Annotated in this window: 25 protein-coding genes; 8 read left to right on the top strand and 17 right to left on the bottom strand. The window is 66.5% G+C overall.

The window, feature by feature from the left end; genetic code table 11:
- Window positions 1–42 precede the first annotated feature (42 nt).
- From phoB to E4T13_RS01190, 9 genes are all read right to left on the bottom strand, one after another.
- Window positions 43–753: a phosphate regulon transcriptional regulator PhoB gene (gene phoB, locus E4T13_RS01230; protein ID WP_137176420.1), complete on the bottom strand. Its 711-nt coding sequence runs from the start codon at window positions 751–753 to the stop codon at window positions 43–45.
- Between the two features lie 20 nt (window positions 754–773).
- Window positions 774–1,502 carry a phosphate signaling complex protein PhoU gene (phoU, locus tag E4T13_RS01225; RefSeq protein WP_137176419.1) on the bottom strand — a complete coding sequence of 243 codons (729 nt, stop codon included), beginning with the start codon at window positions 1,500–1,502 and terminating at the stop codon, window positions 774–776.
- A gap of 13 nt (window positions 1,503–1,515) precedes the next feature.
- Entirely contained in the window at window positions 1,516–2,358 is an 843-nt protein-coding gene (pstB, locus tag E4T13_RS01220) for a phosphate ABC transporter ATP-binding protein PstB (RefSeq protein ID WP_408906387.1), read from the bottom strand.
- 13 nt (window positions 2,359–2,371) lie between these two features.
- Window positions 2,372–3,274, bottom strand: coding sequence for a phosphate ABC transporter permease PstA (pstA, locus tag E4T13_RS01215; protein WP_137176417.1), 903 nt, complete (start codon window positions 3,272–3,274; stop codon window positions 2,372–2,374).
- A 4-nt stretch (window positions 3,275–3,278) separates the two neighbouring features.
- Window positions 3,279–4,262, bottom strand: coding sequence for a phosphate ABC transporter permease subunit PstC (gene pstC, locus E4T13_RS01210; RefSeq protein ID WP_240790941.1), 984 nt, complete (start codon window positions 4,260–4,262; stop codon window positions 3,279–3,281).
- Between the two features lie 80 nt (window positions 4,263–4,342).
- Window positions 4,343–5,404, bottom strand: coding sequence for a phosphate ABC transporter substrate-binding protein PstS (gene pstS / locus E4T13_RS01205; RefSeq protein WP_240790940.1), 1,062 nt, complete (start codon window positions 5,402–5,404; stop codon window positions 4,343–4,345).
- A gap of 225 nt (window positions 5,405–5,629) precedes the next feature.
- Complete coding sequence (locus E4T13_RS01200) at window positions 5,630–6,034, bottom strand: ATP-binding protein (RefSeq protein WP_170984731.1); 405 nt, start codon at window positions 6,032–6,034, stop codon at window positions 5,630–5,632.
- A 12-nt stretch (window positions 6,035–6,046) separates the two neighbouring features.
- Window positions 6,047–6,388, bottom strand: coding sequence for an STAS domain-containing protein (locus E4T13_RS01195; RefSeq protein ID WP_137176414.1), 342 nt, complete (start codon window positions 6,386–6,388; stop codon window positions 6,047–6,049).
- Between the two features lie 86 nt (window positions 6,389–6,474).
- Window positions 6,475–8,412 carry an elongation factor G gene (locus E4T13_RS01190; protein ID WP_137176413.1) on the bottom strand — a complete coding sequence of 646 codons (1,938 nt, stop codon included), beginning with the start codon at window positions 8,410–8,412 and terminating at the stop codon, window positions 6,475–6,477.
- Window positions 8,413–8,588: 176 nt separating this feature from the next.
- Here E4T13_RS01190 and E4T13_RS01185 point away from each other — a divergent pair, with 176 nt between their 5' ends.
- A complete protein-coding gene (locus E4T13_RS01185) occupies window positions 8,589–9,497 on the top strand; it encodes an oxaloacetate decarboxylase (protein ID WP_137176412.1) in 909 nt (302 codons plus the stop codon).
- Here E4T13_RS01185 and E4T13_RS01180 read toward each other — a convergent pair.
- From E4T13_RS01180 to E4T13_RS01150, 7 genes are all read right to left on the bottom strand, one after another.
- On the bottom strand, window positions 9,485–10,378 hold the full coding sequence (locus tag E4T13_RS01180) for a polysaccharide deacetylase family protein (RefSeq protein WP_170984730.1): 894 nt from the start codon (window positions 10,376–10,378) through the stop codon (window positions 9,485–9,487). The genes E4T13_RS01185 and E4T13_RS01180 overlap by 13 nt on opposite strands.
- Window positions 10,375–11,277, bottom strand: a complete 903-nt coding sequence (locus E4T13_RS01175; RefSeq protein WP_137176410.1) for a polysaccharide deacetylase family protein — start codon at window positions 11,275–11,277, stop codon at window positions 10,375–10,377. The genes E4T13_RS01180 and E4T13_RS01175 overlap by 4 nt, the downstream gene beginning before the upstream one ends.
- 45 nt (window positions 11,278–11,322) lie before the next feature.
- Window positions 11,323–12,228 carry an FkbM family methyltransferase gene (locus E4T13_RS01170; protein WP_137176409.1) on the bottom strand — a complete coding sequence of 302 codons (906 nt, stop codon included), beginning with the start codon at window positions 12,226–12,228 and terminating at the stop codon, window positions 11,323–11,325.
- Window positions 12,197–13,426, bottom strand: coding sequence for an amidohydrolase family protein (locus tag E4T13_RS01165; RefSeq protein ID WP_137176408.1), 1,230 nt, complete (start codon window positions 13,424–13,426; stop codon window positions 12,197–12,199). The genes E4T13_RS01170 and E4T13_RS01165 overlap by 32 nt, the downstream gene beginning before the upstream one ends.
- A gap of 67 nt (window positions 13,427–13,493) precedes the next feature.
- On the bottom strand, window positions 13,494–15,062 hold the full coding sequence (locus tag E4T13_RS01160) for an acyl-CoA synthetase (RefSeq protein WP_137176407.1): 1,569 nt from the start codon (window positions 15,060–15,062) through the stop codon (window positions 13,494–13,496).
- The gene (locus tag E4T13_RS01155; RefSeq protein ID WP_240790939.1) at window positions 15,062–16,777 is read right to left on the bottom strand and encodes a thiamine pyrophosphate-binding protein; all 1,716 of its coding nucleotides are present in this window, start codon (window positions 16,775–16,777) and stop codon (window positions 15,062–15,064) included. The genes E4T13_RS01160 and E4T13_RS01155 overlap by 1 nt, the downstream gene beginning before the upstream one ends.
- 24 nt (window positions 16,778–16,801) lie before the next feature.
- Window positions 16,802–17,617: a hypothetical protein gene (locus tag E4T13_RS01150; protein ID WP_137176405.1), complete on the bottom strand. Its 816-nt coding sequence runs from the start codon at window positions 17,615–17,617 to the stop codon at window positions 16,802–16,804.
- Between the two features lie 95 nt (window positions 17,618–17,712).
- On the opposite strand from E4T13_RS01150, the gene E4T13_RS01145 reads away from it, so the two are divergent.
- The 6 genes from E4T13_RS01145 to E4T13_RS01120 all read left to right on the top strand — a co-directional run bounded on the left by E4T13_RS01145 (window position 17,713) and on the right by E4T13_RS01120 (window position 24,262).
- Window positions 17,713–18,702 carry a thiamine pyrophosphate-dependent dehydrogenase E1 component subunit alpha gene (locus E4T13_RS01145; protein WP_137176404.1) on the top strand — a complete coding sequence of 330 codons (990 nt, stop codon included), beginning with the start codon at window positions 17,713–17,715 and terminating at the stop codon, window positions 18,700–18,702.
- Between the two features lie 2 nt (window positions 18,703–18,704).
- On the top strand, window positions 18,705–19,679 hold the full coding sequence (locus E4T13_RS01140; protein WP_170984729.1) for an alpha-ketoacid dehydrogenase subunit beta: 975 nt from the start codon (window positions 18,705–18,707) through the stop codon (window positions 19,677–19,679).
- Between the two features lie 282 nt (window positions 19,680–19,961).
- Complete coding sequence (locus E4T13_RS01135) at window positions 19,962–21,002, top strand: ABC transporter ATP-binding protein (RefSeq protein ID WP_137176403.1); 1,041 nt, start codon at window positions 19,962–19,964, stop codon at window positions 21,000–21,002.
- Between the two features lie 26 nt (window positions 21,003–21,028).
- Window positions 21,029–22,345, top strand: a complete 1,317-nt coding sequence (locus E4T13_RS01130; protein WP_137176402.1) for an ABC transporter substrate-binding protein — start codon at window positions 21,029–21,031, stop codon at window positions 22,343–22,345.
- Between the two features lie 58 nt (window positions 22,346–22,403).
- The gene (locus E4T13_RS01125) at window positions 22,404–23,360 is read left to right on the top strand and encodes a carbohydrate ABC transporter permease (RefSeq protein WP_137176401.1); all 957 of its coding nucleotides are present in this window, start codon (window positions 22,404–22,406) and stop codon (window positions 23,358–23,360) included.
- Window positions 23,360–24,262 (top strand): carbohydrate ABC transporter permease, encoded by a 903-nt coding sequence (locus E4T13_RS01120; protein ID WP_137176400.1) that lies wholly within the window; start codon window positions 23,360–23,362, stop codon window positions 24,260–24,262. The genes E4T13_RS01125 and E4T13_RS01120 overlap by 1 nt, the downstream gene beginning before the upstream one ends.
- A gap of 42 nt (window positions 24,263–24,304) precedes the next feature.
- On the opposite strand, the gene E4T13_RS01115 is transcribed toward E4T13_RS01120, so the two are convergent.
- Window positions 24,305–25,066 (bottom strand): SDR family oxidoreductase, encoded by a 762-nt coding sequence (locus E4T13_RS01115; protein ID WP_137176399.1) that lies wholly within the window; start codon window positions 25,064–25,066, stop codon window positions 24,305–24,307.
- A gap of 76 nt (window positions 25,067–25,142) precedes the next feature.
- Here E4T13_RS01115 and E4T13_RS01110 point away from each other — a divergent pair, with 76 nt between their 5' ends.
- Window positions 25,143–26,186: a C-terminal binding protein gene (locus tag E4T13_RS01110; RefSeq protein ID WP_137176398.1), complete on the top strand. Its 1,044-nt coding sequence runs from the start codon at window positions 25,143–25,145 to the stop codon at window positions 26,184–26,186.
- The last annotated feature ends 47 nt before the right edge of the window (window positions 26,187–26,233 follow it).

Genomic DNA, 26,233 nt, shown 5'->3' with positions numbered 1-26,233 from the left:
CATGGCGGGCCTTCACGCACGGGTGCGACGACCGGTGGCGAATCACTCGACATCCAGGGCGTAGCCGGCCGAGCGGACCGTCCGGATCACGTCCCCCTCGCCGTCGCCATTCACTGCCTTGCGAAGGCGGCGGATATGCACGTCCACCGTGCGCGGCTCTACATGGATATCCCGCCCCCAGACCGCATCGAGCAACTGCTCGCGCGAGAAGACCCTGCCAGGATGTTGAAGGAAGAACTCGAGCAGACGATATTCGGTCGGGCCGAGATGAAGCGCGCGGCCACCCCGCGTCACCCGATGCGCGTCCTGGTCCATCACGACGTCCTGCCAAACCAGCCGGCCCTTGACCGGCACCGCGCCCGACCGCCGCAGCAGCGCACGGATGCGCGCGAGCAATGCCTCCATCGCGAAGGGCTTGGCGATGTAGTCATCCGCGCCGGTGTCCAGCGCCCGCACAGCATCCTGGTCCTCGGTGCGGGCCGTGACCATGATGATGGGAAGATCCCGCGTCGCCGGGCGCCGCCGGATCTGGCGGCACACCTCGAGGCCTGACAGTGCCGGCAACATCCAATCGAGCAGGATCAGGTCAGGCTTCGCCTCGGCGACCCGCAGCAGCGCTTCCTGACCATCTGCCGCCTCCTCCACCCGGAACCCCTGCTTCTCCAGGTTGTAGCGCAGCAGCGTGAGCAGTGGCGCCTCATCCTCGACGACGAGAATTGTGGGCTTGGCAAGATTGCCTGAGCTTTCCGGCATGGCTTGGATTCCGCGCTGCGTCAGGCCTGCTCAGGCGGTCGGACGACGGCGTAGGCCGAGACGTCCGCCTTCGGTCGCTCATCCGGCAGGCTGTCGCCGCGCACCGCGTAGTGCACGGTCTCCGCGATGTTCGTCGCGTGATCACCGATGCGTTCGAGGTTCTTCGCGATGAACATCATGTGGATCGCCGCGGTGATGTTGCGGGGATCCTCCATCATGTGCGTCACCATCTCGCGGAATATACCGTTGTAGACGGTGTCGATCGGTTCGTCGGCTGCCCAGACGCGGCTTGCAGCCTCCGCGTCGTCATTGACGAGGGCGTCGATCGCAAGCTTCAGGTTCTCCTGCACCATGAGCGACATGCGCTGGACGCCGTTGAGGCTGCCGAGCGGCGGCTGCTGCGCCAGCACCACCCCGCGCTTCGCGCCGTTGCGCGCATAGTCGCCGATCCGTTCCAGATCATGGCTCACCTTCATGGCGGCAACGATGAACCGAAGGTCGGACGCCATCGGCTGGCGAAGAGCGAGAAGCCGAACGGAGAAGGCCTCGATCTCCCGCTCCATCTGGTCGAGCGCGGCGTCGCGGGCGACCACCTCCGCAGCGAGGGCGGCATCGCGGCGCACCAGCGCCTGGGTGGAATCATGCACCTGGCGCTCCGCCAGACCGCCCATGCGCGCGACCATGTCACGCAGCCTGCGCAGTTGCTCATCATAAGAGCGGACAATGTGATCCGGCTGTTCCATCGGCATCGCAGCGTGCTCCTCAGCCAAACCTGCCGGTGATGTATTCCTGCGTTCGCTTCTCGCGCGGCGCGGTGAACATCTGCGCCGCGGGCGCCACCTCCACCAGTTCGCCGAGATAAAAGAACGCGACCTGGTCGGCGCACCGGGCAGCCTGCTGCATGTTGTGCGTCACGATGCAGATGGTGAAGTCGCGCTTCAGTTCGTCGATCAATTCCTCGATCTTCAAGGTGCTGATCGGATCAAGGGCAGAGGTCGGCTCATCGAACAGGATCACTTCCGGACGCACCGCGATCGTGCGCGCGATGCAGAGGCGCTGCTGCTGGCCGCCCGACAGGCCCAGGGCAGATGTGTGCAGCCGATCCTTCACCTCGCCCCAGATCGCGGCACGGGAGAGCGCCCACTCCACCCGTTCATCCATCTGCGACTTCGAGAGCCTCTCATGCAGGCGCACGCCGAAGGCGATGTTCTCATGGATCGTCATCGGGAAGGGCGTCGGCTTTTGGAAGACCATGCCGATCTTGGCGCGGAGTTCGTTCAGGTCGACATCGGGACCGATCATGTTCCGGCCGTCCATGAGAACCTCGCCCTCGGCACGCTGGCCCGAATAAAGGCTGTACATGCGGTTAAGCACGCGCAGGAGGGTCGACTTGCCGCACCCCGAAGGGCCGATCATGCCCGTGACCTGCCGGTCTGGCACCTCGAGGTTGATGGCCTTCAGCGCCTTGCTCGTGCCGTAGAAGAAATCCAGGTTCCGCACGGAGATCCGGGATACGGTGTTGATCGGTGCATCCGAACGGGCCTGTACGCCCCCGAATGAGGCGCCTGCCGCCTGCTGTTCGTCGGTGGTGGAGCTCATGGGGATATCCTCTTGGGGCTCACGACTTCTTCCGCAACAGGACGCGCGCGATAATGTTGATGGCGAGGACGCCAAGCGTCACGAGTAGGGCGCCAGCCCAGGCAATGGCTATCAGATCAGGGAAGCCGGAGTTCGCCTGCTGATAGATCGAGATCGGCAGACTCGCCATCGCCCGCATCAAATCGAACGACACGACGTTGTTGCCGAACGAGGTGAGCAGGAGCGGAGCCGTCTCGCCGGCAATGCGCGCCACTGCAAGAAGAACACCAGTGACGATCCCGGAGATTGCCGCCTTGTAGCAGACCAGGAGGATCATTTTCCACTTCGGAGCGCCAAGCCCAATCACGGCTTCACGCAACGTCGCCGGAATTAGCTGGAGCATGTCCTCGGTCGTTCGTACAACCACAGGTATGACAATGATTGCCAAAGCGAGCACCCCTGCGAGACCGGAGAAGCCGCCAATCGGCAGGACGACAAGCTGGTAGATGAAGAGGCCTATCAGGATCGAGGGCGCCGAAAGAAGAATATCCGACACGAAGCGGACAGCGTTACCAAGAGCCGAGTCGCGCGCATACTCTGCCAGGTAGGTACCGACCAGCAGTCCGATGGGAGTACCGACCAGCGTAGCGAGCGAGACCTGGATAAGACTGCCAACGATCGCATGGAGCAGTCCCCCCTTCGGGAGCGTGTCATCACCATAGGTTGTCGGCCGGAACTCCGTCGTGAGTACCGTCCAGTCCAACGCCGCGAATCCACGCCAGAACAGCGTGGTGAGTATCGAAGCGAGGAAGAAGAGCCCGACGGCTGTCGCCGCTAGGCAGAAGATGGTGATGAAGCGATCCATCGCCGAACGCCGGCGGCCCAAGGCGCGGGCAGCGACGGGGTCGCGGAACGACAGGCGAGCAGCATCGGTGGCACTCATGATCTCAGCCCTTCAGCCTGGATCGCAGGAGCCAGCGACTGGTCGCAAGGACGACGAAGGAGATGAAGAAGAGCAGGAACCCGATGGCAAACAAGGCCGACTGCTGAAGGCTTCCCGCCAGGCTCTCAGGAAACTCCATTGCGATGACGGACGCGATCGTTGTGGAGGGATCGAAGATGCTTTGCGGCATTCGGTTCGCGTTGCCGATCACGAAGGTCACTGCCATCGTCTCGCCGAGTGCGCGCCCGAGACCGAGCATGATGCCGCCTACGACCGACTTTCGCGTGTAGGGAATGACAACGCCGCTAACCACCTCCCACCGGGTCGCGCCAAGCCCGTATGCGCTTTCCTTGTAGACCGGCGGCACCTGCTCAAAAACATCGCGCATGGTTGCTGCGATGAAAGGTAGTATCATGATGGCAAGAACCAAGGCAGCGGAGAACAGGGAGGTTCCCGCGAAAGAATTGCTTTCGAAGATGAAGCCGATGAATGGAATTGCACCAAGTGTCTCGCCAAACGTCAGCTGGATGTTCATCTGAACGAACGGAACCAGGACGAAGAGCCCCCACATCCCGTAGATGATTGAGGGTATCGCCGCTAGCAATTCGACCGCGGTCCCCACCGGACGCCGCAGCCACATCGGCGCCAGCTCCGTAAGGAAATAGGCAATCCCGAAGGCGACCGGCACTGCGAAAAGGATTGCTAGGATGGAACTGACGACGGTGCCGAAGATCGAAATGAACGCACCGAACTCTTCGCGACCTTCCACAGGGTCCCAGTTCGTCGAGAAAATGAAGCCCAGGCCGAAGTGCTGGAAGGCAGGGAGACCCGCGATGAATAGTGTCAGGATGATACCGCCGAGGGTCAGCAGGACAATTAAGCCGGCTCCTCTGCAGAGCCATTCGAAGATCGCGTCACCGACAGACCCGGCAGTCCGCCTCGGCCCGACATATGGTGCGGTGCCTATCCTGCTCACGAAGTCGCTCACGCGCCGTTTTCTCCTTCGGGCATTCATGCCACCGCCGCCAAGCCAAGACCCGCTGGGCCCGGCTTGGCGTCAGGGTGGTATTAGGCGCTCCAGACAGTGCTTCCGTCGGGTGCCTTGATGTTCGCCCGCCACGCTGCGCGGACGAGGTCGTGCGCCGAAGCGGGGAGCGGGATGTATTCGAGGCGCTTGGCGATGTCTCCGCCCTCCCGATACGCCCAGTCGAAGAAGCGCATCGTGTTGCGGCTCGCCTCAACCTTGTCGGCGGGCGGGTTGGTCGGCAGCAGGATGAAGGTCGCTGCCGTCATCGGCCAGGCTTTCTCACCGGCGAGGTCGATCGTGTCTGCCGCGAAATTCTGCGCAGTCCAGTCGGCCGCCGCGGCCGTGGCGTTGAAGCTCTCCGGGGTCGGCTGCACGAAGTTCCCTGCCTTGTTGCGCAGTTGCGTGGTCGGCATGCGGTTCACCACGGCGTACGCGTTCTCGATGTATCCGATCGCGCCCGGCGTGTTGCGGACGATGTTTGAAACGCCTTCGTTGCCCCGCGCACCGTTGCCGGCCGGCCAGCGTACGCTCGTGCCCGCACCCGGCCCATCCTTCCACTCGCTCGAGACGCGAGCGAGATAGGTCGTGAAGACCCACGTGGTGCCGGACCCGTCAGCGCGATAGGTCGGTCCGATCGGCAGATTGGGAATGCGTATGTCCCGGTTCAGCTCGGTGATCTTCGGGTCGTTCCAGCGGCGCAGCTTGCCGAGGAAGATGTCCACCACGATCTCCGGCGTCAGCTTCAGCGCGTTGTCAGCCACGCCGGGCAAATTTGCCGAAAGCACAACGGAGCCCATCAGGGAAGGAAACTGCAGAAGCTTCCGCTCGGCGAGTTGCTCGGTGGTCAGCGGCGCGTCGGACGCCCCGAAATCCACTGTGCGGTTGGTGATCTGATTGATGCCGCCACCCGAGCCGATCGACTGGTAGTTCAGCGTCACACCGATCGCCTCGCGCGCGGCCTGACTCCACCGCTCGTAGACGGGCCGCGGGAAGGTAGCGCCGGCGCCGGTAATGGTGGCCTGTTGCGCCAGCGCGCGATTGGACATGAGCGCGGGCAGCATCAGCACCGAGCCGGTGCCGAGCAGAAGGGTCCGCCTGTTCACTGGATAATTCTCCGATCTGTGGTCGGGGCAGCCGGTTCACGGCCCCCTTGAGCCGAGGGCCTTCTAGGCTTCCTGCACGACCCGCCGATTGCAGATTGATGAAGCTTCGATGACGTGTGCCTCGACAACCTCGGCTGTCATCCACATCGGACGCAGCGCGGGCGCAAGCAGACGCGCCGCGCGCGCATGCTTCGATCGCATACGGTCCAACTGGGCGGTCCGCGATCAGGCGTCATTGAGGACGAAGTCGGTGCGGTTCCAGCCCGTCTCAAGCCTTGAATAGGCACGGATCTCCGCCATGCGCCGCACCAATGGCAAGCCAAGGCCACCGACCTTGTCGTCGTCCAGCGAGGGCGGCAGCACCGTCGCGGCAGTCGAACGCGGGTCGAAGGGGGCTGCCGTATCCTCCAGTCGAAGATGCACGCTGCTATCCTCGATTCGCAGCGCCGCGCGCGCCGGCTGCGGCCCTGCCGCGAAGACGCCGTGAAGCTTCAGATTGGCCGCCATCTCGTCCAGCACCAGGCGCACCTTGTAGCGCAACCTGTCGGATGCGCCTTGCTGCGCAAGATACTCGGCAACCTTTGCCTGCGCTGCGCCCAGGCCTTCCGGGTCGAGCGGCAGTTCGATCACGAACACGCTGCGTCAGGCGCCGACGCGGGCGAGAGCCTCCGACTCGGTGCCGACGACGGGGAGGACCTCATCAAGGGCCATGGCGGTCAGAACCTCCCGCACCATCGGCTGCACGCCGAACAGCACCACCTGCCCGCCCCGCCGCGTCACCACGCGGGCCGCTGAAAGCAGCAGGCGGATGCCCAGCGAGGAGAGAAACTCCAGCCCCGTCATGTCCAGCACCGCGCTGCGGCCGCTGGCCGCGACGGCAGCCGTCAGCGGAGTCTCGACACTGCCGACCGTCACGGAATCAAGCCGGCCGACGAGTACGACCTTGTTGACCGTCGGTCCAAGCTCAACGAGTTCGAAACGCACCGGCCATCCTCCGCCTCAGCCAAGCAGCGACCTACACACTAGGTCGAGACGCTTTTGTGACGTTTACCTTGCACCTCGATGGCGCATCAACCCTGCCGGCTGCGGCTCTCAGCCAAGTGGTCGAAGCGGTGACGGAACGTACCAAGGCCGAGCGTTTGTCCTCGCAACTCGAGAATGAGGTCGTGCAGTTCAGCTGCAGGGACCATCGCCTCGACCTCGTCCCAACCCGGACGGTCCGCAGCTTCCGCATAGCCGAGTATCTGACCTCGCCGCCCGGTCAGAAGGCGCTGCGCCGCCGGCGTGAATCCGGAAGGTACCAGCACGGCCACGTGCTCGACAGGTTCGAGGACGATCGGATCGGCTTTTGCCAAGGCTTCCTGCATGGCCATGCGCGTCGCCGTCGCAAAGGCCATGTCGGAACTGTCGACGCTGTGGAACCCGCCATCCACCAGGGTGACCTCGATATCGACGACGGGATTGCCCAAGGGCCCCTTGCGGGCGGTCTCCTCGGCCGCCTCTCCGCAGGCCGGAATGAATTTTCGCGGGATCGCGCCGCCCACGATCTTGTCCACAAAGCTGAAGCCCGCCCCGCGCGGCCGCGGTGCCACTTCCAGTGTGACGTCCGCGAATTGGCCATGGCCGCCGGTCTGCCGCTTGAGGCGCGCATGCTGGCGCACCTGACGCCGGATCGTCTCCCGGAACGGGACGCGCGGACGATGCGTGTCCAGCCTGATACTGGCCGACAGCTTGTCGAGCGCCGCTCGCAGGTGTTGCTCGCCCTGACCGTGCAGGACCGTCTCGCCAGTCTCCGCGACCTGTTCAACCGTCAGGGCGGGGTCCTCCTCCTGGAGCCTGGCCAGGGCGGCTGCCAGCTTGACCTCGTCCTTCCGGTCTTCAGGCTCGATCGCGAGGGCATAGGTCGGCACCGGAGGCGCTGGGAAGGGAAGCCTGTCCGCCCCCAGGGTGTCGCCCGTCGCGGCGGCTTCAAGGCGGCCCAACGCGACAACATCGCCGGCGACGCCTTCCGCCGCCTTGGCAGCTTCCCCGCCAGGAAAGCGCCAGATACCGCCGATCCTCTGGCCTCCCAACATGCCGCCGTCCTTCACGGCCCCACGCCATAAGCGGACATGGGACAGACGGCCGGCATGCCCCGCCTGCACGGTGCGAAACACTTGTGCCATTGGCTCCCCGCCCGGCTCGATCCCGATCCGCGCGGCCGTCTCGGCTACCTCTGGCGTATCGTGCCGAAGCGCCTTCCAGAGTCGCCGCACGCCAGCTGCGTGCTCGGCGGCGCCGAGCAGGACCGCGTCGGCATGTCCGGCAGCCTCCTCGGCATGCAGGGGGCGATAGAGCGAGGCAGCGTCGGGCGTCCTGTCCTCCACGATCGCTTCCAGCAGCGCGTCGTCCGCGTCGGCGAGTGCTTCGGAGAGCGCAGCGCGCGCTTCGGCCTCCCGGCCCCGCATCGCTTCGGGAAAGGGCGCGAGTTCCGACGCCGCACCCTCCCGCCAGCGCCAGGCACGCTCGCTGATCAGGTCCACATAGCCGACGATCTGATCGCCCTCCCGCCAGGGCACCTGACGAAGCAACAGCCGACGGCGGGCGTGCTCCTGCAGCGCGGCCACGCTGTCCCTGACGGCACCTGACAGGGCATCGAGCTTGTTGATGAAGACGAGCGCCGGAATGCCGGCTTCTTCGACCAGGCGCAGGCTAGGCCCCGCCATCGCGGCGCGAGCGGGATCTGGCTCGACGACGATCACCGCGATATCGGCGATCGCCAGCGCACAGGACGGAACGTATCCCAGCTCGATCGAACCAGGACAGTCCAGGAGCGTCCAGGGATCTCCGAGGTAGTTGGTCTGGGCGATCCGCATCTCGGTGCCCGGGACATGCGCGCGGCCGTTGCCGCTGCGGCGGACCGGGTGCCCAGCCGCTGCAAGCAACGCGTCGAACAGGGCCGACTTGCCGCTGCCATAAGGACCGATCAGCGCTGCGCAGCGGGGACCATGCGTCGGGGTATCGGACATCGTGCGCCTTCCTCCGTGGCCGGCTCGGCGGCGGCCTTCGTGCTTGGGCGGCATCCCCGGTCGGGCCAGGGACCCGTCGGGAAACGATACCGCAGGCGTGGCGAAGGGCGAGGAAAAAGCGTGGCGGGTGGTCGCCGGCCCACCACAATGGCAGCGTGCCCGTGGAGGACATAGCCATGATCCTGGAGAACGAGCCCGCGGGTCCCCTGCGCGGCCCTGCTGCGCGGCTGCGCGCGGTACTCGCTCAGCCCGACATCGCCTTGATCCCCGGCTGCCACGATGCGCTCGGGGCACGCCTGATCGCACAGGCCGGCCTGCCGGCCGTCTTCCTGTCCGGCTATGCTGTCAGCGCGGCACGGCTGGGCCTGCCGGATGCTGGGCTGCTCTCCTACGCCGAGATGCTGAACGCCGCGCGCGATGTCTGCGCCGCAACCGCCTTGCCGGTGATCGGTGATGCGGATACGGGCTTCGGCAGCCCAATCAACGTACGCAGGACCGTGATGGGCTATCATCAGGTCGGCGTCGCCTGCGTCATGATCGAGGATCAAGTCTTTCCGAAGCGGTGCGGCTACGCCCAGGGGCTGCAGGTGGCTTCGCGCACCGAAGCGGTGACCCGCCTGCGCGCAGCGCTGGACGCTCGCGACGCGATCCGCAAGGCCGGCAGCGACCTGCTGGTGATCGGGCGGACAGACAGCCGCGCCGCGGTGAGCCTTGCGGAGGCCCTGTGGCGCGCAGAGGCCTTCGCCGACCTTGGCGCTGATATCGTCTATTTCGAGTCGCCGGCCAGTACGACGGAGATGGAGGCGCTGCATCGTGTTGTGCGCGGCGTCCCCACCATGCTGGCCCAGGTCGAGGCACCCGGCCGGCCGTTCCTCACCGCGCAGCAAGCACAGGCAATCGGCTACCGCATCCTGCTGCTCGGCGTCACGCTGCTGAACGCGACGATCCGGGCCCAGAGGGACGCCTTGGCACTCATCGCGGGCGGCACCCATCCCGGGTCCGATCGCTTGCTTGCCTTCGATGAACTCTATGACGCCGTTGGTTTCAACGCGTATTACAGCATGGAGAAGCGCTATGCGGAGTGAAGGGCGGCGCGGGCATGCGCCGCCAATGCGCCCACCGTAGCGATATGCAAGTCCGCGCGTGCGGCCAGATCCTGCAGGCTCTCGCGCAGGTAACGGATTCTGTGCGGCGCGCCGAGCATCCACGGATGCACGCCGATGCCGAGTACGCGTCCGCCGCGCGGCTCGCCGAGCAGGCGATCCAGCGCATCCTTGACAAGCGCAGGCCATCGGGTGACCGGTACGCGGCGCAGCCAGAGCGTCTGGACGTCGTCCCAATCCGCCGGCGGTGGCATCGCGACGAGTCCCGATGCATGCAGGTACGGCTCGTCGTCGTTTGCCCAGTCGAGCGAATACGCGAAGCCGGCTTCCGCCAGCACATCGTTGGTCCGCTCGGTCGCGCCGTGATCCTGGCCAAGCCAACCCATCGCACCAGGCCAGATGCCGGCAAGGCCATCGCGAACCTCGACGATGTGCGTGCGCTCCTCCTCCTCGCTCATGCGCGCGGTGACCATCCGGCTCGCGGACAGCCCGTGCGCCACGGGCTCGAAGCCACGATCCGCGCAGGCTGCGACGAGTTCCGGATGGCGAACCGCAGCCAGCAGGTTGACCGCGACGCTCGCAGGCAGTTGCAGCGCATCCAGGAGATCCAGGATGCGCCAAGCGCCGATGCGATTGCCGTAGTCGCGATAGGACCAGCCGTGCCAGTCCGGGAAGCCGGTGAAGAAGGCGCCGCGGAATCGCGGGTCCCTATGAGCATCCGGCGATGGCACGATCTCGGTATGCTCGACATGGAGCAGCACATAGGCGGCGACGCGCTTCCCGCCAGGCCAGAGAAAGCACGGCCGCGCGCCCGGCCACGCATACGGGTGGAGCTGGTGATCGGGACCGCGCGGGAACGTCACCGCAGGGCCGCCGCCACGGCCGCGTCGTGGTGCTGCGCGAGATACCAGTCTGCCATCTCGGCACCGGTCGCGAACCACACATCATGCTGTCGCCGGAGATAGCCCAGGACGGCATCGAGATACCGGATGCGATGCGGGCGTCCGATCAGATAGGGATGCAGGGCGAGGCACATCGCTCGCGGCTGAGCCTCCCCTTCCGCATGGAGCGTGTCGAACATGTCGCAGGCTGCACGGGCGAACTCCTCACCCTCCGCGGCACCCGCGGCAATCATCACCGCATCATTGATATCCATCTGATACGGCAACGACACCAGTCGGCCGCTGCGCACCCGCACCGGCGTCGGCTGGTCGTCGTGGTAGAAGTCGCAGATGTAAGAGATGCCGGCTTCCGCCACGAGATCGGGCGTGCGAAGCGTGTTGGATCCGGCAGGCGAGAACCAGCCGCGCAACTGCCGGCCGGTCATCCGGCGCCACGCGTCGACGCTTGCGGCGATCTCTGCCCGCTCCTGCGCCTCATCAAGGCCCCAGTGATAGCGCGTGTTGTAGAGGCCGTGGCTGAAAACATCCCAGTCGCGCGCCAACATGGCGTCCAGCACCTCAGGGAACATCTCGCCCACAGCCATGCTGAAGGATACGCTGCCGCGGATACCGTGGGCATCCAGCACGTCCATCACGCGCCAAACGCCCGCCCGATTGCCGTAATCCTTAAGCGAGTAGGACAGGATATCGGGATGCTGCGTGCGCGGCCAGGGATCGCGCTGCCGGATCGCGGCGGGACGAAACTCGTAGTGCTCGATGTTCGGACAGACCCAGACCGCCAGCCTTGCGCCGCCCGGCCAGGTCAGCTTCGGGCGAAGCGGCAGTGGCGCGTGCAGCAGCCGGTCCTCCGGATCGATCACCAGCCCAAGGTCCTTGTCGTCGCAAGCGTGCCAGGCGCAGAAAGCTCAGATTGCCAGGCGCAGGCCATCGGCCTCGGTGAGAATGCGATCCATGCAGTCGCGCGGAAGCAGCATGGGGTCCACTGAATCTCCTCCCGCCTTGCCGTGCGGCACCTCGCGCAGCGTTGCCGACCCGGGATCGTAGTCGAAGGCCGCATACCCCTCCCGGTCCATCCACTCGGCAATTTCCGGCCAGTTGTTCCGTTCCACGGTCATCACCGGGCGATGGCGCCGCAGCAGCGGGGTGAGCCCCTCGAGCACGCGGCGCTCGAAGCCTTCCACATCGATCTTTGCAAGGCGCAGCGCGTCCGGCTCCGGCAGGCTCTCCGGGCGGCGTATGACGGCAGGAATCTCGACGAAGCTCAGATCGTCGCGCGTGCTGCGCCCGGCGAGCAGCCGGTCCACCACATGGCGCTTGTCGAGCTCGCTGCGGCGGAGCGAGGCATTGCTGCTGGGACCTACCCCGCCAGCCCCCCGCACGACCGGCACATGCAGCGTCATCGCCGCATCGCACTCGGCAAGACCGCAGAGGAAGACCGTGACCTCGTTGGGAACAAGGCTCGCCGCGTGAACGAGCGCTTCCGCGCAGAGTGGATTCGGCTCGAAGCTCCAGATCCGCATGCGGGAATTGAACATCGCAAAGCTGACGATGCTCTGGCCGAGATTGGCGCCGACATCGAGGAAGGTGCCGTCCCATGCAGCGAAATGACGCCAGACCGCGAGCCATCCGTGATAGGGCTTTCCCGCATCCCGCATCTGCGTGAGCCAATCCGCAGTGCGCTCGTCCGCAAGATTGAGAGCAGCCTTGTCAGGCAGCGACGACGCATCGTCCCAGCGATGTATTCCCGCGAGCACCCTGCCCTGCCTCCTCCCCTTCGCGCTAACCTGCCTCCTTGACGAAGCGCCCCGCAAGCATAATCGCGCTGATATGCCGACCCTGGCCGGTGAGGAGGGAAAGATCCTTCAGCGGATCGCCTTCCACCACGATCAGGTCGCCGAAGGCGCCGGGCGCGACAACGCCAATGCTGCCTTCCATGCGCAGCAGCTTCGCTGCGTGCATCGTCGTGCTGCGGATCACCTCGATGGCCGGAAGAACGCGGCCGCGGATCACGAACTCCTCCGACTGGTGGCGGTGCATCTCCCCGAGGAGGTCGGTACCGAAGGCCATGGTCAGGCCGGCTCGCCTCATCTTCTCCAGGCTTTCGAGGCCCGCCAGCCGGACCGTGTCGATCTTCGCCACGCTCTCGGGCGGCAGGCCGAGCGAAGCGCCCTCGTCCTTCAACGCCTGGTAGGTCACGAGAGTCGGACAGGCGATGGCGCCGGCCTCGGCGGCCTTTCGCGCAGTGGCTTCCTCGATGAGGTTGCAATGTTCCAGGCTGCGCACGCCGCATTCCACGGCGCGCCCGATGGCTTCGTCGGTGTAGAGATGCGCCGCGACGTAGGTCTGCGCCATGAGCGCTTCCTCGACGGCGGCGCGGATCTCGTCCTTGCTGTAGCCAAGGAAGGCGATCGGGTCGGTGGGCGAAGCAACGCCGCCATTCGCCATGATCTTGATGTAGTCGGCGCCGCCCTTGATCTCCTCGCGACAGGCGCGACGCACCGCGTCAACGCCGTCTGCCAAACGGCCCAGCGCGCCGAGGCGTTGTTCCAACCAATAACTGTCGCGGTTGTCCCAGCGGCCCCGCCCGTCGCTATGCCCGCCGGTGGCCGAGATCGCCTTGCCGCAGAGCACCATGCGCGGCGCTTCGAAATGGCCTTCGTCGCGTGCGGCGCGAAGCCCCTGCGTGGCGCCGCCGAGGTCGCGCACCGTCGTGAAGCCGCGCATGAGCATGCCGTGCATGATCCTCGCCGCGCGAAAGGCGACCAGCGCATCCGGCAGCAGCGCGTGGCGCGCCAGGTTCACCTCGGAAGCGATGACGTGCACATGGGCGTCGATGAGGCCAGGCATCAGGGTACGCCCCGCCAGGTCCATCCTGCGCGCCGATGCCGCCACGATGGGCTTGTCGGACACCTCCTTGATCAGGCCATCCTCGACCAGCACATGGCCGGGCACAGCATGGTCGGCGGTACCGTCGAGAATGCTGGCGTTCTCGAAAAGCGTAGTGGTCATGGGCGTGCTCCGGCGCATGATCCCGTCCCGCGAATGATCAAAGGACGGGGGACGAACGGACGCGACCCTAGAACGCGACGCCGTCCTCGGCCAGACGTGCCTTGACCAGGTTCTTCGGCACCTTGCCGTAGCCCGATTTCGGCAACGCATCCCAGATCACGACACGCAGCGGCTGCTTGTAGCGGGCAATCCGATCGCGCAGGTGGGCGAGCACGGACGCTTCGTCCAGCACAGCGCCGTGCCGCGGAACGACGCAGGCGATGCCGGCTTCACCCCATTTCGGGTGCGGCATGCCCACCACGGCGACCTCGGCAACGGCGGGATGCGTCAGGATCGCCTCCTCTGCCTCGCGCGGATAGACGTTCGTGCCGCCGGAGATGTACATGTCGGAGGCGCGCCCGGTGATCCAAAGGAAGCCGCGCGCATCCATTCTGCCCAGGTCGCCGGTATGGAACCAGCCACCCGCGAACGCCTTGCGATTGGCCTCCTCATTCTCGAAGTAGCCAGCGAAGACTGCGGGACCGCGCACGCAGATCTCGCCGACCTCCCCTGGGCGCAGGCGGGTGCCGTCCTCAGCAAGGATCGCAACCTCCATCCCGGTGCGCGGCACGCCGCAGGAGCCGGCGTTCTCCGGCGTGTGCATGTCGGGGCGGAGGACGGTGATGTTCCCGGTGACCTCGCCAAGGCCGAAATACTGCACGAGGCATGGCCCAAGCTTCGCCAGGGCCTCCGCCTGGTCGGCCTCGTACATCGGCGCACCAGCGTAGATGACGTGGCGCAGCGAGGAATGCTCGTGGGTGTCCACGGCAGGGTGCCGCACCAGCGTCGTCAGGATGGTCGGCACCGTGAACATGTTCGTCACTCTGTGCCGTTCGATCAGCGCCCAAACCTCCCCTGGGTCCAGCTTCTCGGCGGAGGTGAGGATGGTCACCGCGCCACGCGCGACCTGGGAAAGCTGGTGGATGCCTGCACCGTGCGAAAGGGGTGCGACGACGAGTGACGCATCGCGCTCCGACGTGCCGGGCATCAGATCCGCCAGGTGATTCGTCACGACGAAGGCAAGCTGACCATGCGTCAGCACGGCAGCCTTGGGGCGCCCGGTCGTGCCGGAAGTGTAGAAGAACCAGGCCGGTTCGTCGTAGCCGACCGGCTCCTCGCGATCCGGCAGCGTCGGGGCGTTGGCCACCAGCAGCGTCTCATAGGCGAGTTCGTCTTCTTCGCGGTCATCGCCGAGCGCGACCACGTGCCGCAAATGCGGCGATGCCGCGCGCACCGCTTCCGCGTGCCCGCGAAAACCCTCGTCACGCAGCATTGCCACCGCTCGGGATGAACTGCCGAGATAGGCTACCTCCGCGGGGGTGAGGCGGAAGTTGGTCGGCACCCAAACCGCGCCCGCCTTCCAGCAGGCCCACATCGTCTCGAACATGCGGTTGGAGTTCCTGGCATGGACCAGGACGCGATCACCTTTCGCAACGCCGAGGCCGCGCAATGCCGCTGCCAAGCGGTCCACCCGCGAATCCAGCTCCGCGTAGCTCCAACTCCGTTCTCGCCAGACAAGGGCTGGTGCCTGCGGCAGCCGGCGCGCCGTCTGCGTCAGTAGGCGGCCGAGATTGGCAGCGGTTGCGTGCCCCGGCATCACACGGGCCTGTCGCCCTTCTGCACCGAGAGCGTGCGGTTGTCGGCTGCCGGCAGCATGCGGGCGGGATCGCGCGTGACAACGATGTCGAGCACGGTGGGTGTGTCGGTGTTCTCCAGCCCTTCGCGCAGCGCACCGGCCAGCTTCTCGGGATCTGTGACGCGGATCCCGTGGCAGCCCATGGCGCGGGTTACGGCGGCGTAGTCCATCTCGATCAGGTCGGAGGACTGGTAGTTGCCCGGTCCGAATACCGCATGCTGCAGCGCCTTCACGTAGCCGCTGGCCGCGTTGTTGAAGATGCAGCAGACGAAGGCGGCGCCAGAGCGGCGGGCGGTCTCCAGCTCGCCCATGGACATGTTGAAGCCTCCATCGCCGGTGAGCGAGACCACCCGGCGGCCCTTCCCGACGCCAAGCTGCGCGCCGATGCCGCCGGGAACGCCGTAGCCGATGGAAGCGAAGCCGCGATCGGCCACGAAGCCGCGCCCTGGCCGCTTGGTATCATAGAACAATGCCCCCCAATGCGCCGCAAAGCCGCCATCGGCAACGAGCACGGCATCCTCCGGCATCACCTTGTTGAGCTCGCCGAGGAGACGGCCGACGTTGATGGGCGACTCGATGCTCTCGAGCCGCTCCTTCGCGCTAGCGCGCCATTCCGCCATGCGACGCGGCACCTCCGCGCACCAGCCCGCCCGGGACGCGGCGCGCTTGCCACCGTCCTCCAGCGCAGCCGCCAGGTCTTCTAGCGTCGCACGCGCATCACCGGCCAGAGCGATATCCGTTCGTGTCGTTCGCCCGATCTCCTCCGGAAGTATGTCGATATGGATCAGCGGCACGCCAGCAGGCATCAACGTGAAGCGCTTGGTCGCGATCTCTCCCAGCTTGCAGCCCAAGACCAGCAGGCAGTCGGACTGTGCGATCAGGTCGTTGGCGATTCGCGAATACCGGCCGAAGACACCGGCCGAGAGCGCGTGGGTGCAGGCGATCGCGCCTTTGCCGGACATGGTATGCGCCACGGGTATGCCCTGCGCCTCGGCGAAGCGGGTCAGCGCCTCCTGCGCATCGCTGATATGGACACCACCGCCGGCCAGCACCATCGGGCGCTCCGCCTTCGCCAGAAGCGCAACCGCATGGCCAAGATCCTGCGCATCAGGCCGCATCCGCCGCGCCTGCGCCCGCAGCGTGCCGGGGTCCACCCAGAGATCGGAGGCATCGAAATCATGCTCTCCATGCGCCACGTCTTCCGGCACCGCGACCAGCACCGGTCCCGGCCGGCCTGAGGTCGCCACCGCGAATGCACGCCGAAGATGTTCGGGAATGCGCGAGATCACCTCGACTCGGATGGCTTCCTTCACCAATGGCCGCAGCACGTCGAACTGCCGCGCCTCCTGGGTCATGTTCTTCCAGGCATGCTGTCGATTTGCGTCGCCGACGATAGCCACCATCGGCATGCCTGCGTTGAACGCCTCGGCCAGGCCCGTGGCCAGGTTGGTCGCGCCCGGTCCAAGTGTGCCATCCACCAGGCCCGGCTTGTTGGTCACGCGCGCATAGGCATCTGCGGCGAAGGCGCCGCAGCGCTCGTCATTGATAAGCATATGCTGCACACCAAGAGCGCGGCATGCCTCGTAGAAGGGCAGAAGCTGAAAGCCGCCCATGCCGAACATGGGGCCGGCTTCGTGCAGCTTCAGCATCTCAGCCAAAGCGTGGCCGCCGGTCATTCGCCGCGTAGCATTCGAAGTCATTTACACGTGCTCCAGCATGGCAGCGACGAAGTCGCGCGTGGGTTGGCCAATCTGCCCGCCGCGCGATGCGGCAAGCGGGTTGAGGGCGGAGATGAATCCATCCTGCCAGGTGCTCATCCCGTCGCCGATGCGCGCCGAGAAGCAGGAGACGCATGCGCCTGCAATGCCACGGTCCTGCAGTACGGGCAGGCGCGAGATTCCGGCTTCGCCAGCGCCGATTCCGGCATCGTTGTAGAGCGCAACGCGAACCGCCGCCTTCACCGCTGTCTCCGGCCTTCCGCCCAGCAGGCCGCCATGCGAGCCGGTGATGACGACGTGGCCGGCATCGCCTGGGCCGACCAAGCCATTCGAATCGAGTGCGAAGACCCGAACGGCACCGCGGCCGGCGCCCGCGATCTCGCGCCGCGCCTCGTCCATCGCCTCGACTGTCGGCGCTCGCGGCAAATCCGCATCCATGAGGACGGAGAGCGCCTCGGCAGCGGCCATGCCCGGCTCAAGCCCCAGTCGCATCGCCGGATCGTTGACGGCCGAAAGCCGTCCCCGCGCCAGCATGTCCGCGCCGTCCCCGATGCGGGCCGTGTGGTGGCCGACGCAGGCGCCTGGCATCCCGCGCTCGGCCAACCACGCCAGGCCGCCCAGCCCGGCACGGTCCCGCCCTATGCCGGCATCGTGCAGGATGACGGCGGAAATGCCGCATCTGGCGGCATACCAGGCCGCATAGACCCCGCCATGGCTTGCGCAGAGCGCGGCCCGGCCCAGCGCCGACGCCGGGAGGTGCGTCACGCTGTCCAGCACGAGCTGTGACTGCTCCGGCATGCCGCCTCCTCCCCCAGGTCTTGATTCCTTCGCCCGCTGTCGCATGCTCCGCAAGCCCCCGTCCTGGCGGGAGGCATTGGGGGGAAGCGTTGCCTATGGGTTCCGGTGGTGACAACCGAGCAAGGCTGCTCGCGCTCTACGCCACGATGTGCCGCATCCGCGCCTTCGAGGAGACCGCGCTCGCTGCGCACCGGGCCGGGGAAATCCCGGGGCCGCTGCACGTCTCCATTGGCCAGGAGGGCGTTGCGGCGGGCGTCTGCATTAATCTGCGCGCCGACGACCGCATCACCTCGAACCATCGCGGCCACGGCCACGCCCTGGCGAAGGGCGCCGGGCTGCAGGGCATGATGGAGGAACTGTTCGGCCGCGCTGGCGGACATTGCGGCGGCAAGGGCGGCTCCATGCACATCGCCGATTTCTCCGTGGGTATGCTGGGGGCGAACGGCGTGGTGGCCGGCGGGATCCCGATCGCGGTCGGCGCGGCGCAGGGCCTGCGCTTGCTGGGCTCCTCGGCCATCGTGTGCTGCTTCTTCGGCGACGGCGCGATCAACCGCGGTCCCTTCCTGGAAGGCCTGAATTGGGCGGCGCTCTACGAACTGCCCGTGCTGTTCGTCTGCGAGGATAACGGCGTCGCCGCCTTCACGCGCGCCGAAAGCGTCACCGCCGGCGCTGGCGTCCTCGGCCGCGCGGAAGCGCTGGGCGTCCCCGCGGCTTCGGTGGATGGCAACGATGCGGTGCTGGTGGACGAGACGGCCGCGCGGTTGATCGCCGAGGTGCGCGGCGGCAGCGGCCCGCGGCTGCTGCACGCCTCGACCTACCGGCTGACAGGCCACACCAGCACGGACCCCGCACATTGGCGCGAAGCCGGGGAGGTGGAGACAGCGCGGATGCAGGAGCCGATCCTGCGGCTGCGCGCACGGCTGCTGGCGGAAGGCGCCAGCATGAAGGCGCTCGACACGATCGAGGGCGATGCGCGCGCGGAGATGTCGGCAGCGCGCGCCGCGGCGCTTGCGGCGCCCTGGCCGGACCTGGCAACGGCCTGGGACGATGTGCAGGACGACGGCGCGTTGCAGGGGGTAGCCTGACCATGGCCGAGGTGACGCTTATCGAGGCCGTTCGCCTCGCCGCGCTGCAGGAGATGCGGCGCGACCCGCGCGTCTGGGTGCTAGGCGAGGACGTCGCGCGTGGCGGCCTGTTCGGCCAGTATGGCGGCTTTCTGGACGAGTTCGGGGCCCAACGGGTCGTTTCCACCCCGATCTCGGAAAGCACCATCATGGGGGCGGGGCTTGGCGCCGCGCTGGTTGGCACGCGCCCGATCATCGAGATGCGCATCTTCGACTTCGTCATGTGCGCGATGGACGAGCTCGTGAACCAGATCGCCAAGATCCGATACATGTTCGGCGGCCAGGCCAAGCCCGCTGTGGTGGTGCGCATGCCGCACGGGATCTGGCGGAACTCGGCAGCGCAGCACTCCCAGATGCTGGAGAGCTGGTTCACTCACATCCCTGGCGTCGTGGTGGCCGTTCCAGCAACGCCGGGCGACGCCGCGGGCCTGCTTGTCCATGCGATCCGCAGCGACGACCCTGTCCTGTTCTTCGATCCGAAGAACCTGTTCCCGCGCAAGGGCGAGATCGCCGACACCATCGCACCGATCCCCTTCGGCGAAGCGCGCCGCATGCATGAAGGCGACGACGTGACGATCGTCACCTGGTCTGCAGGCGTGCCGGTCGTGGAGGATGCGGTGGCGACGCTCGCCGCCCGCGGCATCGCTGCCGATGCGCTGGACCTGCGCACCCTCTGGCCCTGGGACGAAGCCACGGTGGCCGCCTCTGCCGCAAGCACGCGCAGACTGCTGGTGGTGCATGAAGCGGTGACCACTGGCGGCTTTGGCGCCGAGATCGTGGCCCGCGTGACCGAGAGGCTTGGGCCGGGGGCGCTGCGTGGGGTGGCGCGGGTGGGTCAGCCCCGCGTGCCGGTGCCCTTCTCGCCACCTCTCGAGGATGCGTTGAAGCCGGACGCGACAAAGGTCATCACCGCCGTTGAGGCGCTAATGCGGGCCTGATCGAGGCGCTCCGCCTGCCCCTCTAGAGGTGGAATTCCAGCTTTCGGAGACACGGCCGCGGGCATATCGACGCTGCATCGAGCACGGCGAGCAGCGCGGCAAGCCGAGCTTGGCGTGCAGCACGCCCTCTTGCGCTCCTGAAAGCAAGGGACGCACTCGCTGCGCGCCTGCCAGCTCGACATGCAGGCCACCCGATCGCGCCGGGTCAGGTTGCGCGGCACGTGAATCGGTGGTTAGCCTCGGCACAAGGCGCCCCGATTACGGCCGCCGGGGAGGCAACGTATGGCGACAGTCTCGGTGCGGGACGCGCGAAAGAACTTCGGAAGCACGCCCATCCTGCACGGGGTGGATGTCGAAATCGCCGATGGTGAGTTCGTGGTCCTTGTCGGCCCCTCCGGCTGCGGCAAGTCGACCCTGCTCCGCATGATTGCGGGACTGGAGAATATTTCCGGCGGCGAAATTGCCATCGGGGGGCGCGTCGTCAACAAGGTCCCGCCAAAGGACCGGGACATCGCGATGGTGTTCCAGAACTACGCTCTGTATCCGCACATGACCGTACGTCAGAACATGGCCTTTTCCATGAAGTTGGCGAAGGCGCCGGCGGACGTGATGGAGCAGGAGGTCCAGCGGGCGGCGAAGATCCTCGGTCTTGAGGCGCTGCTGGACCGCTTTCCGCGGCAATTGTCGGGCGGGCAGCGGCAACGCGTTGCGATGGGCCGCGCGATCGTGCGCCATCCCCAGGTCTTCCTGTTCGACGAGCCGCTCTCCAACCTGGATGCGAAGCTGCGCGTGCAGATGCGGTCCGAAATCCGCGAATTGCAGCAGCGCCTCGCGACCACGACCATCTATGTCACGCATGACCAGATCGAAGCCATGACGATGGCCGATCAGATCGTGGTGATGAACGCGGGCCGCATAGAGCAGGCGGGCGCGCCCTTGGCGCTCTACGATCGACCGGCGAACACCTTCGTCGCCGGCTTCATCGGCAGCCCCGCGATGAACCTGCTGCCCGGGCAGGTGGCCGATGGCGGCTTTCGCGCCGAGGGCGGCGCGCTGCTGCCGCTGCCCCCGGGCGCGTCGGATCGTGCGACGATCTATGGCATCCGGCCCGAGCACCTTCTGCTGGCTGAGGATGGGATCGAGGCGCGGCTGGTCGTCGTGGAGCCGACAGGCTCCGAGACCCAGGTGGCAATGCGGATCGGGGAGACGCCGCTGGTGGGCGCCTTCCGCGAGCGCATCACGGGCCGCCCGGGCGAGACCATCCGGGTCAAGCCGGAGTTGAGCCTGGTTCACCTGTTCGGCCAGGACGGACGCCGACTTTGAGGAAGAGCAAGGAGGAACACCGAGACATGGCCCATCTGATCACCCGCCGAACGGCGATGGCGCTGGGCGGTTCTGCCCTCGTCGCGGGGCAGGCTGCCGCGCAGATCCAGACGCAGCCGGCGACACCGCCGAACCTGCCCATCGAGCGCGGCGCCTCGCTGCGCATGCTGCGCCCGGTGCGCTTTGTCCAGCCTGACGAGGATGTGTGGCGCGCCAACTGTGCCCGCTTCGCCCAGCAGCACGGGATCGAGGTGCGGGTGGACTTCGTCGGCTGGGAAGACATCACGCAGCAGACGGCGGTTACGGCGAACACCGGCGCCGGCCCCGACATCATCGTCGGCTTCGACGCCGGCCCGCACCTGTTCGCGGACAAGATCCACGACATGACCGATGTCGCGGACTACATCGGCACGAAATACGGCGGTTGGCGGCCGCTGGCGCAGGCCTACGGCAAGCGGCAGAATCGGTGGATATCGCTGCCCTTCGGCGCGTCCGGCGGCCCCGCGATCTGGCGCACCTCGGCACTGCGCGAGGCCGGTTTCGACAAGGTGCCGGATGACCATGCGGGCTTCCTGCGGCTCTGCCAGGCGCTGAAGCGCATCAACAAGCCAGCGGGCTTCGCGCTGGGCAACGCGGTCGGCGACGGCAACGCCTTCGCCAACTGGCTGGTCTGGTCCTTCGGCGGCTCCCTGACGGACGAGCAGGGCAACGTCTCGATCAACAGCCCGCAGACCATCAACGCGCTGAACTATCTGCGTGAACTGTATCCCACATTCGTGCCCGGCACGCTGGCCTGGGGCGATATCAGCAACAATCGCGCCTACTCCGCGCAGGAGTGCTTCCTGACGCAGAACGGCGTCTCACTCTACTTCTCGCTGAAGAACGATGCGGCGACCGCACCGATCGCCGAAGACACGCAGATGACACCGATGCCGAAGGGCACGCTCAATGCGGTGCCGAATGCGGGCCTGACGCTGAACGCCATGGTGTTCCGCCACAGCCGCTTCCCGAACGCGGCGAAGGCGCTGCTGCAATACCTGCTGGAGGTGGAGCAATACGACCCGTGGCTGCGCGCCAATATCGGCTATTGGTCACAGCCGCTGAATGCCTATGCAGCCAGCGCGGTATGGACCAGCGACCCGAAGATCAGCGTGTTCCGTGACACCATGAACAATCCGTTCTGGAACGGCTACAAGGGCCCGATCACGGAGGGTTCGGTGGCCGCAACGGCGGATTACGTCATGGTCCAGATGTGCGCCTCCGTCGCGTCTGGCCAGGCCACGCCGCAGGCGGCCGCTGCCGAGGCGGAGCGGCGCGCCGCGCGCTACTTCCGCCGCCGCTGAACTGAACCGGCGGCGCTCCGCTTCGAAGCGGGGCGCCGCCGCCTTCCGGGGACTCCCCATGTCATCAGCCACCGCCGCACCGGTCTGGACCAAGGCACGCCAGGAACCCGGCGCGCTCACCCGGTTCTTTGACAATAAGGCGGTGCTGATCGTCATCTGCCTGCTGCCCGCGGTCGGGCTGCTGATGACCTTCCTGACTTATCCGCTCGGTCTCGGCGTATATCTGGCCTTCACGGACCAGACGATCGGGCGCCGCGGCGTCTGGGTCGGCATCGAGAACTTCGAGTTCCTCTTCGAGGACCCGATCTTCTGGGGTGCTGTGTTCTACAGCGTATTCTACACGGCTGTCGCGACCATCGGCAAATTCGCGCTCGGGCTGTGGCTGGCACTCCTGCTGAACCAGCACCTGCCCATGAAGTCCCTGCTGCGCGCCATCATCCTGCTGCCCTGGATCGTGCCGACCGTGCTCTCCGCCATCGCCTTCTGGTGGATCTACGATCCACAGTTCTCGATCATATCCTGGGCACTGATCGAGATGGGCCTGCGCGAGACGCCGGTGGACTTCATCAACACCGCCTGGCCGGCGCGCTGGTCGCTGATTGCCGCCAACATCTGGCGCGGCATTCCCTTCGTTGCGATCTCGCTGCTGGCCGGGTTGCAGACCATCTCGCCATCGCTCTACGAGGCGGCGCTGCTGGACGGCGCCAGCCCCTGGCAGCGCTTTCGCTACATCACCTTCCCGATGCTCATGCCGATCCTGGCGATCGTCATGACCTTCTCGATCATCTTCACCTTCACGGATTTCCAGCTGGTCTATTCGATCACGCGCGGCGGCCCGGTGAATTCCACGCATCTGATGGCGACCCTCGCCTTCCAGCGCGGCATTCCCGGCGGGCAGCTCGGCGAAGGCGCGGCGATCGCCGTGGCCATGATCCCGTTCCTGGTCTTCGCCACGTTGTTCAGCTACTTCGCCCTTGCACGTCGCAAGTGGCAGCAGGGCGAGGGTAACGACTGATGTCCGACGTCACCGCCAGCCCCGGCACCACCAACACTGCCTCCGCCGCGCCGGAGCAGATGGCGTGGGACAGCAAGACGCGCCGCGTCGTGATGCTCTACGTGCCGCTTGCCTGCTTTCTCATCATCCTGCTTTTCCCCTTCTATTGGATGACGGTGACGGCCTTCAAGCCGAACGCCGAGCTCTACAACTTCGCCGAGCACAACCCGCTCTGGATCAGTTCGCCGACGATCGAGCACATCTACCACCTCCTGTTCCGCACCTCGTATCCGCACTGGCTGTGGACGACGATGATGGTAGCGGTCGCGGCGACCTTCCTGTCGCTGCTGGCCTCCACGCTGGCAGCGTACGCGATCCAGCGTCTGCGCTTCAAAGGCAGCCAGTATGTCGGGCTCGCGATCTATCTCGCCTACCTCGTGCCGCCGTCCATCCTGTTCATCCCGCTGGCCACGATGGTGGTGCAGCTAGGCCTTTTCGACACGCCCTTCGCCCTGATCCTGACCTATCCAACGTTCCTGATCCCATTCTGCACCTGGCTGCTGATCGGCTACTTCAAGTCGATCCCGTATGAGCTCGAAGAATGCGCGCTGATCGACGGCGCGACGCGCCTGCAGATCCTGCGGCAGATCACGCTGCCGCTTGCCGTCCCTGGGCTGATCTCGGCCGGCATCTTCAGCTTCACCCTGTCCTGGAACGAGTTCATCTATGCGCTCGCCTTCATCCAGAGCAGCGAGAACAAGACGGTGCCGGTCGCGATCCTGACCGAACTCGTCACCGGTGACGTCTACCAATGGGGTGCGCTGATGGCCGGCAGCCTGCTTGGCTCGCTCCCCGTCGCGATCTTCTATTCCTTCTTCGTGGACTACTACGTGTCGTCGCTGACCGGCGCGGTGAAGGAGTAGAGCCGCGCCCGCCTGACGCCAGGCGGGCGCGAACTCGCCGGCTCAGAGCTTCCGTTGCAGCGCGGCCACGTAGCTGCGGTTGTGTGTCGGCGTGATCCACACCTCGTTGATCGTCACCCGCGGCGGCAGGCAGGCGATGTAGCGGATCAGGTCGCCGACATCCTCACTCTGCGCCATCTTCGCCCGGTCCTCCGCGCTGACGGGGTTGGGGCGCTTGTCGAGGATCGGCGTCGCGACCTCTCCGGGCAGAACCACGCAGCTGCGGATGCCGTTGACGCATTCCTCCATGTTGATGCTGTGGCTCATCGCCACCACCCCGTGTTTCGCCGCCGTGTAGCCGGGTCCGCTGAGGTTCGAGACGGTGCGTCCCGCCATGCTCGCGGTATGGATCAGCACGCCGTCCTTCTGGGCACGCATGAAGGGCAGCGCCACCGTCACGCAGTACATGGCGCTGGAGAGATTGCCGCGCACGAGGTCGTCCACGCCCTCGGTGCTCAGCACCGCCCATTGCCGCGGCGTGATGTTCAGCCCGGCATTGTTCACGAGGATGTCGAGGCGGCCGAATCGCTCCGCGATGAAGGCACCGATGGCCTTCACCGCGTTGGGATCCATCAGGTCGGCCGGTTGAACCTCCGCAGAGCCGCCCGCAGCGCGGATGCGTGCCGCCACGGAATCCAGGGGCGCCTGCCGCCGCCCGGTCAGGACCACCGCGGCGCCTTCCTCGGCCAGCATCAGGGCCGCTGCCTCGCCGATCCCGCTTCCCGCCCCGGTCACCCAGGCAACCTTTCCGCGCAGGCGTGCCATGCACCCTCCCTCCCCTTGTCGGTGCCGCGAGCCTAGAGCAACGTCGGCGCGCGACAAGCGAGAGGAAGGGGGAAACATGGCCAAGCCGAGGATCCTGACGCCAGCGGGGGCGTCGTTCACCGTCGCCGGCGGCGGCTACGGCCTTGAGATGGAAGCCCTGGAACGTCTCGGCGCGGAGATCGTGGAATGCGAGGCGACCGAGGACGCCTTCATCGCCGCCGCCCCGATCGCCGACGCGGTCTACGCGAAGGGCATGAAGTTCAACGAGCGGATGATTGCCGCGCTGACCAAGGCGAAGGTCATCACCTGCGCCACCGTCGGTGTAGACTATGTGGATGTCGGCGCTGCCACCGCGCGCGGCATCGCGGTGACGAACTGCCCCGACACCTTCATCGAGGAAGTCGCCGACCACGCGATGATGCTGCTGCTGGCCACGCATCGTCGCTGCATCGAGCAGGACCGCATGGTGCGCGAGGGCCGCTGGGGCGAGGGACGGCCGCAGCTTCTGAAGGTTCCCCGCTTGATGGGCAGCACGCTCGGCTTCGTCGCCTTCGGGCGCGTCGCACGGCTGACCGCCATGCGCGCCAAGGCCTTCGGACTGCGCCTGATGGCGTATGACCCGTTCGTGGATGAGCTTACCATGTCGGCCTTGGGCGTGGTGCCCGCCAGCCTCGACCAGGTGCTGAGCGAGTCCGACTTCGTCTCCATGCACGCACCGGACACGGCGGAGACACGCCGGATGCTGACGACGAAGCATTTCGCCCGCATGAAGAAGTCCGCCATCTTCATCAACACCGGCCGCGGGCCCACCGTGGACGAGGCAGCCCTGGTCGCGGCGCTGCAATCGGGCCAGATTGCCGGCGCGGGCCTCGACGTGTTCGAGGTGGAGCCACTTCCCAAGGACAGCCCGCTCATCGGGATGCCCCATGTGATCCTTTCGCCGCACAACGCCTCGGCCTCCGCCCGCTTCGACGAGGCGCGGAAGCGCCGGGCCGGGCAGGAGATGGCCTTGGTCCTGTCGGGTCGCTGGCCCATGTCCTGTGTGAACCCAACGGTCCTGCCTGCATCCGGCCTGCGCCGGTGGCAGCCCTTCGCCATGGAGCGGGGGCCGAACAGCTAGGCCGGCTTGTTCCCCGACGGGCGCGGACATGCGAGGGTCCGCGCCCG

It is taken from the genome of Roseomonas sp. AR75 (genome assembly GCF_005222815.1).
Classification (GTDB): Bacteria; Pseudomonadota; Alphaproteobacteria; order Acetobacterales; family Acetobacteraceae; genus Falsiroseomonas.
Note: the sequence above shows the minus strand (reverse complement) of the source record. Positions and strands in the feature narration are given on the sequence as shown.